This is a genomic window from Croceibacterium sp. TMG7-5b_MA50 (assembly GCF_039830145.1).
GTDB lineage: Bacteria > Pseudomonadota > Alphaproteobacteria > Sphingomonadales > Sphingomonadaceae > Croceibacterium.
The window spans coordinates 1,641,648-1,653,929 of the sequence record NZ_CP156082.1 but is presented as its reverse complement, the minus strand read 5'-3'; the positions used below and the strand labels follow the sequence as shown (position 1 = coordinate 1,653,929).

Sequence of the window (12,282 nt, the reverse complement as noted above, 5' to 3'; positions counted from 1 at the left end):
TCAGGCGGGCTCCAGCACTTCGATACCGCCCATGTAGGCGTGCAGGGCGGTGGGCAGCACCACGCTGCCATCCGCCTGCTGGCCGTTTTCCAGCACCGCCACCAGCGTCCGGCCGACTGCGAGGCCGGAGCCGTTCAGCGTGTGGACGAACGCCGTGCCCTTGCCGGTGTCAGGTCGATAGCGAGCGTTCATCCGTCGCGCCTGGTAATCGCCGCACCAGCTGATGGAGCTGATCTCGCGATAGGCGCTTTGCCCCGGCAGCCAGACCTCCAGGTCGAAGGTCCGCTTCGCCGTTGCGCCCATGTCGCCCGCGCACAGCAGCATGCGCCGGTAGGGCAGCTCCAGCGCCTCCAGCACGGACTCGGCGCTCGCGACCATGCGTGCGTGTTCCGCCTCGGCATCCTCCGGCCGGCAGATGGCGACCAGCTCCACCTTCTCGAACTGGTGCTGACGGATGTAGCCGCGGGTATCGCGGCCCGCCGCACCCGCTTCGGAGCGGAAGCAGGGAGTCAGCGCGGTCAGCCGAATCGCCTGGATCAGGTCGGGCAGGATCTGCTCGCGGACCGAGTTGGTCAGGCTGACCTCCGCCGTAGGGATCAGCCAGCGGCCATCGGTGGTGCGGAACAGGTCGTCCGCAAACTTGGGCAATTGCCCGGTACCGAACACCGCCTCGTCCCGCACCAGCAGCGGCACGACACATTCGGTGTAGCCACGCCCGGTCTGCGCATCGAGCATGAACTGACCCAGTGCCCGGCTCAACCGCGCCATCTGCCCCCGAAGGAAGGTGAAGCGCGCGCCCGACATCGCCGCGCCCATTTCGAAATCGAGGCCCAGCGCCGGGCCGAGATCGGCATGCTCCTTCGGCGTGAAGTCGAAGGCGCGCGGCGTGCCCCAGCGGGCGATCTCGACATTGCCGGCTTCGTCCGCGCCATCGGGCACGTCAGCCGCGGGCAGGTTGGGGAGGGCGGCCAACGCATCGTTCAGCGCGGCGCTGGCGTTGCGCTCCGCCTCCTCCAATGCGGGCAGATCGGCCTTCAGCGTGGCGACCTCCGCCTTCAGCGCCTCTGCCGTGGCGGTATCGCCCTTGCCCATCGCCTGCCCGATCGCCTTGGACGCCTCGTTACGGCGAGCGAGCGATTCCTGCGCCAGCGTGGCGGCGGCACGCCGCGCTTCGTCCAGCATCAGGATGTGCGAGGCTGCGGGCGCGGCGCCACGGCGGGCGAGACCCGCATCGAATGCATCGGGATCGTCGCGGAGCAGGCGCAGGTCTAGCATGGCCGCGCCTATGCCGGGGCGCGGGGCCGGTTGTCCAGTGCGCTCACGGGCGGAGCGTCGCCAGCACCTGCAGGACGGCTGCGTAGTAGTCGTCCGACAGTTCAGCGGGCGCGGTACCGCCCGCCACCAGCGCCATGATCGCCTGCACGCCCGCACTGGCGGCATAGTCCGCGATGGCGCCGTTGGTCACGTTCACCCATGCCGGTATCACCTGCCCGGCAGTGCGGCGACCGGCCCACCATTCCGCCGCCGGACGGGCCAAACCGCTGCGGCCGCCGAGCTGGGCGTAGAGCGGCACCCGTACCGCGTCGAACCCGAACCACTGGTCGCGTCCCTTCGCCGGGCGCAAGGTGCCGTCGGCGGCCATGTCGACCCAGTCGGTCGGCAATTGCGCCCCGCCGAACCGTGCGCCGGTCAGCAGCCAGGAGCCGTCCGTGATGATCCGGTCCCACCCTTCCGCCGGAGCGATCCGACGAAACGAATCAAGCGCGGGCCATACGTAGTAGGCGGGGTTCAGCGTCGCGCCGCCATCAGCGGTGAAGCCGATCTCCGCTGGAAGCAGCAGCCGGCGACCCGCCAGCGTGACGGTGGCGCGCTGCAGGATCGCCGCGCGCATCGCAGCCGCCTGTGCCGACCATTCGGCCCGGCTCCATGCCTGTCCTGCCAGGCCGAGCGCCCAGGCAACCAGAATGTCGCCGTCGGTGGCGTTGTTGCGATCGCCGACCGGCGGATTGGCACCAGGGACGTAGCGCCAGGACAGCAGACCGTCAGGCCGCAGCAGCGTCGTGCGCGTCCATTCCCACATCCGTGCGAAGCCATCCCGATCACCGGCGAAGTATGCCATGACCATGCCGTAGCCCTGGCCTTCGGAATGGCTGACTTGGTTGTTGCCGGTATCGACGATGCGACCCGATCCGTCGAGGAACCGGCGGGCGAAGGCGGCCCAGCTGATCGTGGTCGAGGCACCCGAGGATGAAGGCGTCGGCGACGGGGTCACCGCGACCGGCGTGGCTGAGCCGTCGCCGCCGAAGCATGCGCTCACCACCGCGCTGGCCGCGCCGATGCAGAACAGCCGGCGCCCGGCCGCAATCCTAGTTCCCGTCGCCAAGCTGCTGCCGAATGCCGATCGTGGAGGTGAATTCATTGTAAACCCCGAACGTGTCGTACCCCATATCGCCGATGATACGTGTACGCGGGGTTACCTGATAGCCGAGCCGGCCCCGACCGGAGAAGGCCAGCCCCGTTTCGCTGATCCCGTCATAGAAGCTGCGCACATCGGTATTGAGCAGCTTCAGTGCATCAAGTTGCGCCTGCGCCGCGGGATCGGTCGGGAAGATCGCCACCTGATCCTGATCGAAGCTCTGGTATCCGGGTGCCGCCTGCAGCTCCAGCTCGAACCGTTCGCCGCTGCGGATGTAGCGGATGGGGAAGCTGACGGAAAGGAAGGTCTGCGGGCTGAAATAGCCGCCGTGGCCGAAGGTGAAATTGTTCTGGTTGTTGTCGTATGACTGATAGTTGAAGTTCGCCCCAGCCACGATCCGATCGCGCGCGCCCTGGTGCAGCAGCAGATATCCGCCGACATTGCCCTGGATGCTGTGGTTGTCGGCCACCTCGCGCCCGCGATACTGATGGTAAGCGACATCGCCATAGACGCCGCTGCCGTCACGATCCCATCCCAGCGACACGCCTCCGCCGGTCTGCATCACTTGGCCCCATAATTGCCCGGTGACGGGATCGCGGGTGCCGGCGTAGGACAGCACCGAATCGTCCACCGCGCGCCGTTCGACCCAGGCGCGCAGATTGCCGTTCGCGCTCAGCCGTGGCCGCGCCTCCAGCCGGCCGGTAATCTCCTGATGGTCGAAGCCCAGCGGCGTCACGCCGATCCGCGCATCGAAGCGGTCGCCGACATAGAACAGCGTCGGCGCGACGCCTGCCGCGTGTTGCGTGGGCGCCAGCGCCAGCGGCGTCGGCAACTGGTCGACGATTGCCTGCGCCTCCGCCGTGGCATTGCGGCCGAAGCGCGCCTGGCCGGAGCGGGAGGGAACCCCGTTGTCGAGCGCCACCAGTTCCGCCTCCAGCCCGATGCGTCCCGGCCCGAGATCGGTCGAGATGCGGGCCGTGCCCTTCAACTCGCTCAACGCGCTTAGGCCTTCCTCGCCCGAACGATCGCGGAAGCCGGCATCGACCTCCACTCGCGGACCCGCCTCGTTGCGCAGCGTACGGATGTCCCGGTCAATCCGGGCGAGCACGGGATCGCCCGTGACCGATGCTGACGTCTGTGCATCGCCCTGTGGAAAAGCGGTGGAAAGTCCGCCAGCGGGAAGGCGCGTACCGCCCCCGTCTAGCGCGAAGGGATTGATCGCCGCAGCGGTCTGCACCTCGGCACGGGCGCGGAAGGGATTGTTGCCCAGCGCGCTGCTGGCGAAGGGGTTGTCGGCCGACAGGTCGCCCAGCGCCACTCCATGGCTGCGGCCGTAGAACATACGGGCCTGCTGCAGCAGGCGCACCGCGCGCCCTTCGTCGCCACGCGCGCGGGCCAGATCCGCCGCGGCGAGGTAGACCTCGTAATCCTCCGGCGCCTGCGCCATCGCACGTCGCAACGCGTCGTCCGCCAAGCCATTGTCACCGGCCGCGATGGCGGTGCGCGCCAAGCCGAGCAGCGCCGGAACATTGTCAGGTTCCCGCGCCAGCAGCAGTTGGAAGGTCTGCGCACCCTGCGCGGGCATCGCGCCGGCTTCGTACAGCAGGCCGAGCTCGAACAGCACGTCGGTGCTGCCCGGATTCGCCCGCCATGCCTGCTGGAGCAGGTCGAACGCTTCGGCCAATTGGCCATCCTGCCGCAGCCGGTCCGCCTGAGACACCGCGAGTACGCCGTCGAGCCGCGCGGCGGAACCCGCATCCAGACGCTGGCGGGCGGCGGCAAGCGCCCCGCGTGCCTCCAGTTCCGCACCCGCGCCGGACAGAACCCGCACCAGCGTCTCGTATCCGGCGGCATCCGGATTCCCGCTGGCCAGAGTTGCGCGCGCCACCTCCGCCGCGCCAGCGCGATCCCCGACGTCGAGCAGCGCCTGCGCGATTTGCGGGCGGGCCGACGCTTGCGCCGGATCGGCGGCCAGCCGGCGCAGGGTCGCGCCCGCCTGCGCCGCCTGTCCCTGCGCTGCCAGTGCCCGCGCCTGATCCAGTTGCCGGTCCAGGGCGAGGCTGCCAGCCAGATCGCGCACCAGGGCCGTGCGCTGGTTGTCGGGAATGCGGTCGATCAGCCGTTGCGCCTCCACCGGACGCCCAAGTTCCTGCTGCAGCAGCGCCGCGGCGTAAAGCGCATCGGGCGAACCGATACCGTCCAAAGCGGCGATCATCGATTCGCCTTCAGCGACGCGCCCGCGTGCGATCAGCCAGCGACCGAATTCGTACCGCGTCCACGGGTCCGCCGGATCGAGCATCAGGCCCGACAGGAATGCCTCTTCCGCCGCGTCGTCATCGCCGAACCGGCTGGCCGCCAGCGCCCGATTGCGCGCCGCACGGCTCTGCAATTGTCCGGCCTCCTCTCCCGGAGTGGCGCCGGCCTGGCCGAGCACGTCGGCAGCATCAGCGTAGCGTCCTTGCCGCTCGTACACCTCGGCCAGCAGCAGCAATGCCGGGGCGGGCGTGTCGAAACCGCTGCGCACCAGTTCCTGCGCCTGCGCCTCAGCCGCCTGCAGATTGCCGGCGGCGAGCGTGGCGCGGGCTTCCTCGATCCCGCCGTAATATCGCGCACTGCGCAGCGCGTCCGCCCATTGGGCGGCGTTGCCCAGCGTGCTGGCGCGGGTCAGCAGGTCGCGCGCCTCCACGAAGCGGCCCTGGCGCAGTCGCACGATGCCGAGGCCGCCCAGTGCCTCGTCATCGCTACGGCTGCGGGCGAGCGCCTGTCCGAACAGGTCGGCCGCGCGGTCCAGTTGCCCGGCCTCCAGCGCGCGGAAACCTTGTGCCCGCTGTTCGCCGCCAACATCGCGCGCTGCCGGGCGGGGCGTCGCCTGGGCCGGGGCGGGAGCTGGTCGGGCCGGAGCTGGCCGCGCAGCCGGTGCCGGATTGGCGACGCGAGGGGCGGCGCCTTGCCGCGCCGGTGCAGGTGCCGGCGCCGGACGCGGTGCTGGCGTCGGGGCTGGCCTGCCGCCACCGGCGAGGCCGCGGCGTGCCTCCGCATTGTTCGGATCAATCTGCAACGCGCGGCGATATGCATCGCGGGCGCGATCCTCCCGCCCCTGCGCCCGCCAGTATCGCGCCTGCGCCAGCAATGCCTCAACCCCCGCGGCCTGCGCCCAGGCCGGTGGTGCCGGCAGGGCCACGCCGGTCAGCGCCAGCGTACCCGTACCCAGCAACAGCGCCAGACCGCGGGAGAGCGGCCGGCTCATGCCTCATCTCCGGCCAGGCGACTGGCCGCACGGCGGCGCAGCAGCAGCAGAACCGGTCCCGCCACCAGGAACGCGATCAGCAAGCCACCGGCAGCCAGCAGCAGTGGGTATTGGCTGAACCAGTAGGAGATGCGTACCCACACCGGCAGCGAGCCGCTCCAATAGCTGCGCCCGATGGCGTAGCTCGTCATGCCCTCGCCATTGAAGACCGACAGGTCGCCGCCGATCTGCGCATTGATCTGCAGGTCCGCCATGTTCTGCACCAGCAGCGGCAGCAACGCCGGATCGTCCGCCAGGATCGCCACCACGGACCGATCGTCGCCATAGGGCGATTCAAAGCCGACCAGTCCCTGGAAGCCGTCGAGCCCGGACACGAACTGGCCTGCTTCCGCCTGTTGATCGGTGAAGGGGTTGTGCCCATCGAAGATGCGGCGCGCCGCCGGGCCTTGCACCACGTTCAGGCGGCCGCCGCTGCCAGATATGGGCGCGTCGGCGAACAGCGGATTGTCCGCCGCCAGATCGGTGTCGCCCAATACGACAACATCGAGGTCGCGCAGTTGCTGCTCGCTCCCGTCGGCCAGCACGCGGACGCGGGTCGCGGGGGCGCCGGTCGCATCGCCGAACCGGCCCATCAGCATCAGGAAGGCGCGGATCGTCTCCATGCTGGGCGCACGGCCCAGCACCACGGCGGTGCGCGCCAGATCAGGCTGGATGGTGAAGGGGTAGCCCGCATTGGCGAAGCTGGCGAGGTCGGGCATGCGCAGCGCATGATAGGCGTTCGTCAGGTCGATCGTGCTGGTCGGCAGCACGGCGGTGCGGACGTTCTCGGGAAGGGTGCCGGTGCATTCCTGTTTGTTCGCCAGCACCATGTTGTAGTCGAACACCAGCTCATTCTGGCCGTACAGGTCGTAACGGGGCAGGGGCACCCGCGCGTCGTTGGTCATGGATGCAGCAGCGGAATTGCCGAACAGCGATTGCCACCAGTTCGCGCGGGCCAGCGGCAGGCTGCGCTGGAACTGGCCGTTCAGCGACACGTCCAGCCGGCTGGCGCGGGTGTCCAGCCAGTCTGCCTGCGGGAAGCGGTAATCGATGTCGGTGAAGCCACCGTCGCGCGGCCAGAAGAACAGGTCGGGCGCGGCCCGGAACTGCACCGCCAGTGGGCCGGGCCGCAAGCCGCCGCCCTGCAGGGTGTTGGCGGTGACCAACTCGCCTAGCGCGACCGGCCGGTCGGTCCGCAGCCAGCGCGGCGCGCCATAGGGCTGGTAGAGGGGGATGCGTGCGCCGCCCAGCTGCGCCTCCGGCCCGCGGAACGCGGTGCGACCGCTGGCGATGGCGGCCGCGGCCAGCTTCAGTTCCCGGCTGCTGGCACCGCTGATCACCAGCAACTGGCCGAACGGATCGGCGGGATTTGCCACGATGCGCGCCTGTGCGCCGCCGACCGGCAGCGGCAGGCCGGGCAGCGACTGGCCGGCGCGCAGGAACACGACGGCATCGCCGCGCGGCAGGCGACCGACCACAGGCGGGAAGTCGAACCCGCGATAGCTCGCCTCCGATCCCATCCAGCCGGCGATCGCGGCCGCCGCTTCCAGCGCGGCATTGTCCGGCGCCGTGGCGAAGACGAACGGCAGCACCAGCGCGCCGGTCTGGCCCGGATCGAACAGCGGGCGGGGCAGACGCGCCAGGTCGGGCGGCAGGCGCAGCCGCTGCACATCGAGGTCCAGCCACGATCGCACATTGGAGACATTGGCCCATAGCGAGGAGTGGAACGGGTCCTCGCAATCGCGGGTGTAATGGCCGACCAGCCGCAGGTTCAGCCGGTTGTCGCCCGGCAGGAACAGCGCCGGGTTGACCGGGATCGTCAGGACACGGCCGGCCGCCTCCGCCTGGGTCAGCGGAATGGTCTGCACCACTTCGTCATTCAGCAACACGACCAGCTGGCTGAGGTCGGCGAGCATGGCCGGGCTGCTGGCGAAGTTCAGCACCAGCCGGGCGCCGGTCACGACCTCGTCCTGCCGCATGCCGAACGGGATGCCGATCTCTCCCCGCGTGCCTTCCAGGCGGATCGGGCGAAGGATGCGCAGGTCCCGCAGCGTCATGACGCGGCGGCTGGTGCCTGCCTGCCCCGCAGGTGCCGCATCCTCCCCCGGTGCCTGCGCGAAGGCGGCCTGCGGGCCGAGCAGCAGCCCGGCGAACAGCAGCGCCGCCAGCGCACCCGCGCCTGCCGCGAGCGGGCGGCGTCCGGCACCGCGCAGCGCCGGGCTGCGGCTGGCTGGTTCCGGCACGAAGTTGCGCGTCTCCTCCTCATGCAGGGTAATGGCGGCGGCTTCCGCCCGGCGTTCCGCCTTGTTGAGGCGGAACAGACGGCCGATGGTCACGAATGCGATCACGACAATGTCCTTGAAGGCGGTCAGGGCGGAGACTTGGCGGCGCGGAGTCGCACGGGTCCATGCATCGGCGCGCCCCATCACGGCGCGTACCAATTGGCGTTCCTGTCTGAGGTCCAGGCCCGGGAAGCGTAGGCGGATCTGGCCGCCTTTCTGGCTGACCGGCTGCACCGGCAGGGTCAGCCGCTCGTCCGCCATGGGCATGGACAGGTGGGTTGGCTGCCAGCCGCTGATATCGGCCAGGATGTCGCCCGGCAGCCGGGCGGTCAGCCCGCCCATCGAGATTTCCTCCGTTCGCGCATCCAGGATGTGGCCGTTGGCGAAGTGGATGGTGCAGGGCAGGTTCGCCGGAATGCGCACGAACCTGCGTGCCTGACGCGATTCGTAGGCCACGGAAACAGCGGCGGTCAGGATCAGCAGACTGAAGGTCGCCCAGGCGGCGTTCAGCGCGAAGGTATCGCCCTGGATGTCGAACAGGTGGGGGTAGAACACCAGCTTCACCGCGCCCCAGATCACCCCGATCACCACCAGCGCGATGCACAGCAGATGCGGCCGCACCGCCTGCCGGTCGAAGAAGCTCTGTTCCAGCGTGTCGCCCTTGTCGGTCACGTTGAACTTGCCCTTGCGCGGCTGGAACCAGGTGACGACCGTCGGCCGCACCAGGTGGAAGGCGATCAGCGTTTCGTAGATCTCGCTCCAGAACGGGCGCCGGTCCGGCCCGTGCGTCAGGCTGCCCGCGACCATGGAACAGTACAGATGCGGTAGGGCATAGGCGAAGATCATGGAGGCCGACGCATGGATGATGTTCGCGCCGAACAGCAGGTAGGCCAGCGGGCTGGTCAGGAACACGATCCTGGGCAGCGGAAACTGGAAATGCAGCATGGCATTCAGGTAACAAAGCCGCTGCGGCCAGTTGAGGCCGCGGCCCATCAGCGGATTGTCGATCCGCAGGATCTGCGTCATGCCGCGCGCCCAGCGGATGCGCTGCCCGATATGCAGCACCAGCCGCTCCGTCGCGAGCCCCGCGGCAAGGCGGCTGTCGAGATAGGCGGTGTTCCAGCCGCGCCGTTGCAGCTTCAGCGCGGTATGCGCGTCCTCCGTCACCGTCTCGAACGCGAAGCCGCCGATATCGCTCAGCGCATCGCGCCGGATGATTGCGCATGACCCGCAGAAGAACGCCGCGTTCCACAGGTCGTTGCCCTTCTGGATCGGGCCGTAGAACAGGTCGCCTTCGCCCGGCTGATCCTTCACGGAGCGCAGGTTCCGCTGCACCGGATCGGGCGAATACATGTGGTGCGGGGTCTGCAGCAGGGCCAGCCGCGCATCCCGCTGGAACCAGCCTACCGACAGCTGCAGGAACGCGCGCGTCGGCACATGGTCGCAATCGAAGATCGCCACCAGATCGCCATTGGTCTTGCGCATGGCGGTGTTGAGGTTGCCGGCCTTGGCATGGTTGTTGTCGGCCCGCGTCAGGTAACCGCAGCCGACCTCCCGCGCGAAGGCCTGGAATTCCGCCCGGCGCCCGTCATCCAGGATGAACACCCGGAACCGGTCAGGCGGGTAATCCATGTCCAGTGCCGCGAACACCGTCGTCCGCACGATGGCGAGGCTTTCGTTGTAGGTCGGGATGAACACGTCGACCACCGGCCAGCTGTCCGGCTCCCCCCGGATGGCGACATTTCGGCGTTCCAGCGGCCAGGCGGTCTGCAGCAGGCCCAGCACCAGGATGGCCCACGCATACAGCTCCGCCGCGTAGAGGCCCAAGCCCAGCACCGTTTCCAGCGGGCTGTCGAACGACAGCGTCTGGGTCGTACGCCAGAAGATGTAGCGGGTGGAAATGATGAGGCTGAGGATGCCGAGCGTCAGCAGTGCCGGGCGGGTGTGCCGGCTGGCCAGCCAGACGGCGCCTGCGACCGTCAGCGCGGCGAAGATCCACTGATCGCCCAGTCCCAGCGGCACCGTTACGACCAGCACCGCCAGAACGGCTAGCAGAGCATACAGGACCCAGGCGGCCGGACCGTGCAGGCGCGTCATGCCGTGGCCTCGACCGACGGTTGGACCAGACCGGCGCGCAGCTCGAGCTCCGCCGCAAGATGACCGATATCGGCCAGTGCGGGACTATGCGGGAAAAGCCTGGCGAGCGAGTCGAAGGTGGCGACCGCCTCCCCAACGCATTCGTCCTGGCGGACCGACCCGGCCAGCAGGCCGCCGAACCCCTGCGCCAGGAAGACCCGTGAATGGCGTGATAGGGTGCGGGTGTCGTCCAGCATGTTCAGTACCAGCGCGGTCCGCTCCAACTCGATCAGCGGAGTGTCGGGATCGACATGGACCAGCGTCGCCAGCGCCGCGGGTCGGGGTACGATGGGGATCACATGCAGCGCTGCATGCGGCATCAGCAGCTGGCGCAGCGCCCGGTCGTGGGCGGCGATGTCGGCCACGATCACCTTGTCGGCGGGGAACGGCTGCGCACCCGACTGGGTCAGCAGCTGCCGGAAAGCGGGGGAGCGGCCCAGTTCCTCGCCATCGAACAGCTCCACCCCGGCCACTACCATTTCGTCGCCGGAGGGGTCGCCGGCTTTCACCAGCGGCTGGTCGGGCAGCAGGCCGAAGAACAGCTTCAGCGATGCCTGGTAGGTGAAGTCGATGGCGACGGTCTCGTGGCCGCGCGCGGCGAATTCCATGGCGCAGTGCGCCGCCAGGAAGGTGTTGCCGACGCCGCCTTTGGGCGAATGGAACAGGATCAGGGTCATTGCGAGCCCTCGTGCCGGCGGGACTGGGCGCCAAGCTGGCCGGAGAAGGCGCGCACCTGCGGATCGACCGCCGCGGCCTGTGGCGGAGCTGTCGGCGCCGGTGTGTCCATCGCGGCAGATGCCTCTGCCGGATGCCGTGCGGCCGGCGGGTGGCCGCGGCGCCGCTGGTCCAGCAAGGTGGGCGCGCGACCGACTATGCGCGGATCTTGCAGCAGTGCCTCGAAAATGGGCCACATCTCCATGTCACCCAATGGATCCGCGAATTCACGATATTGCAGGTCGGTGCGCCCCAACCTGGCCAGCAGGCTGCTGATGTCATTGCGAACTGCCATCGTCAGATCCCCCATTCGGATCGGGCCGCTAAGACCGCCGTGCCTTAACCAAGGTCACGACGATCTTTCATGTATCTGCGGCAAAGTATTGCGAAGACGTGAAGTTTGTCTTCCAGCAGACATCGGGGGTAACGCATGGCCGCGACCGCCTGTCGCAAGGACGGGGAGAAGTGGACCGTGTTATTGTCTGAAGGGGGCGGCTTGGCTCTGGCCGTCAGGCGTTGCCGACTACCAGGCACCCGGACGCAACCAGCAGGCCGGCGAAGCGATTTGATCGGAAACGGGCCAGCGGGTTGACCGGGTCGTCGGCCTGCAAGGTCGCCGCCTGCCATGCCAGGTGCGCCGCCGCCGGCGCGATCGCCAGCAATGCCAGCGGATCGCCTCGCAGCAGCCAGAACGCTGCGCCCCAGCCGGAGATCGCAAGGGAGTAGCAGGTCCACACGCCCGCGCGGACCCGGGGCCCTAGCGTCAGCGCGCTCGATCGGATGCCGACCAGCGCATCATCCTCCCGGTCCTGCAGCGCGTAGATCGTGTCATAGCCGATGCACCAGAAGATGCTGCCGAGATACAGCGCCGCCAGCACCTCCGGCCGGTCGCCGCGCAGCGCCACCCAGCCGACGGGCACGCCCCAGGTGAACACCAGCCCCAGCCACGCCTGCGGCCAGCCGGTGATCCGCTTCATGAAGGGGTAGGCGGCGACCAGGAAAAGGCTGCCCAGCGCCACCAGCTGCGCCTGCCAGCGCAGCTGGAACAGCACCAGCAGCCCGACCAGGCACAACGCCACCAGCCACACCCAGGCCGCCTTCACGCTGACCCGGCCGCTGGCGATCGGCCTCGCTGCGGTGCGCGCTACCTGCCGGTCCAGATCGGCATCGACGATGTCGTTGTACACGCAGCCCGCACCGCGCATGGCGATCGCCCCCAGCAGCAGCCACAACACCAGCTCCGCCTGCAACCCCGTGCCGGTCAGCCACACGCCCCAGGCGCATGGCCAGAACAGCAGCCACCAGCCGATCGGCCGATCGAACCGCGCCAGCAGCGCCAGGTCGCGGGGGCGCTGCGGCAGGCGGGCGACCAGCCCGCGATGCTGGCTGTCGGGGGTCAGGATGGTCGGGGCCATGGCTGGCACCTAGAGCAAGCGGGCCGCTGCCGG

The 12,282-nt window shown here is 69.2% G+C and carries 7 protein-coding genes; all 7 read right to left on the bottom strand.

Annotation, left to right across the window (positions count from 1 at the left end; genetic code table 11):
• A complete protein-coding gene (gene serS, locus V5740_RS08015) occupies positions 1-1,275 on the bottom strand; it encodes a serine--tRNA ligase (RefSeq protein ID WP_347301977.1) in 1,275 nt (424 codons plus the stop codon).
• A gap of 43 nt (positions 1,276-1,318) precedes the next feature.
• Positions 1,319-2,383 carry a glycosyl hydrolase family 8 gene (locus V5740_RS08010; RefSeq protein ID WP_347301976.1) on the bottom strand — a complete coding sequence of 355 codons (1,065 nt, stop codon included), beginning with the start codon at positions 2,381-2,383 and terminating at the stop codon, positions 1,319-1,321.
• Positions 2,367-5,663, bottom strand: a complete 3,297-nt coding sequence (locus V5740_RS08005; protein WP_347301975.1) for a cellulose synthase subunit BcsC-related outer membrane protein — start codon at positions 5,661-5,663, stop codon at positions 2,367-2,369. Before V5740_RS08005 ends, V5740_RS08010 begins: the two co-directional genes overlap by 17 nt.
• The gene (bcsA, locus tag V5740_RS08000; protein WP_347301974.1) at positions 5,660-10,081 is read right to left on the bottom strand and encodes a UDP-forming cellulose synthase catalytic subunit; all 4,422 of its coding nucleotides are present in this window, start codon (positions 10,079-10,081) and stop codon (positions 5,660-5,662) included. Before bcsA ends, V5740_RS08005 begins: the two co-directional genes overlap by 4 nt.
• Positions 10,078-10,797, bottom strand: a complete 720-nt coding sequence (locus V5740_RS07995) for an ATPase (RefSeq protein ID WP_347301973.1) — start codon at positions 10,795-10,797, stop codon at positions 10,078-10,080. The genes bcsA and V5740_RS07995 overlap by 4 nt, the downstream gene beginning before the upstream one ends.
• Positions 10,794-11,129: a hypothetical protein gene (locus tag V5740_RS07990; protein ID WP_347301972.1), complete on the bottom strand. Its 336-nt coding sequence runs from the start codon at positions 11,127-11,129 to the stop codon at positions 10,794-10,796. The genes V5740_RS07995 and V5740_RS07990 overlap by 4 nt, the downstream gene beginning before the upstream one ends.
• Before the next feature lie 214 nt (positions 11,130-11,343).
• Entirely contained in the window at positions 11,344-12,249 is a 906-nt protein-coding gene (ubiA, locus tag V5740_RS07985; protein WP_347301971.1) for a 4-hydroxybenzoate octaprenyltransferase, read from the bottom strand.
• Positions 12,250-12,282 lie beyond the last annotated feature (33 nt).

What these genes read in the sequence shown, in the direction of transcription:
- ubiA (WP_347301971.1), bottom strand. Translation starts at nt 12,249, where the DNA reads ATGGCCCCGACCATCCTGACCCCCGACAGCCAGCATCGCGGGCTGGTC.
- V5740_RS07990 (WP_347301972.1), bottom strand. Translation starts at nt 11,129, where the DNA reads ATGGCAGTTCGCAATGACATCAGCAGCCTGCTGGCCAGGTTGGGGCGC.
- bcsA (WP_347301974.1), bottom strand. Translation starts at nt 10,081, where the DNA reads ATGACGCGCCTGCACGGTCCGGCCGCCTGGGTCCTGTATGCTCTGCTA.
- V5740_RS08005 (WP_347301975.1), bottom strand. Translation starts at nt 5,663, where the DNA reads ATGAGCCGGCCGCTCTCCCGCGGTCTGGCGCTGTTGCTGGGTACGGGT.
- serS (WP_347301977.1), bottom strand. Translation starts at nt 1,275, where the DNA reads ATGCTAGACCTGCGCCTGCTCCGCGACGATCCCGATGCATTCGATGCG.
- V5740_RS07995 (WP_347301973.1), bottom strand. Translation starts at nt 10,797, where the DNA reads ATGACCCTGATCCTGTTCCATTCGCCCAAAGGCGGCGTCGGCAACACC.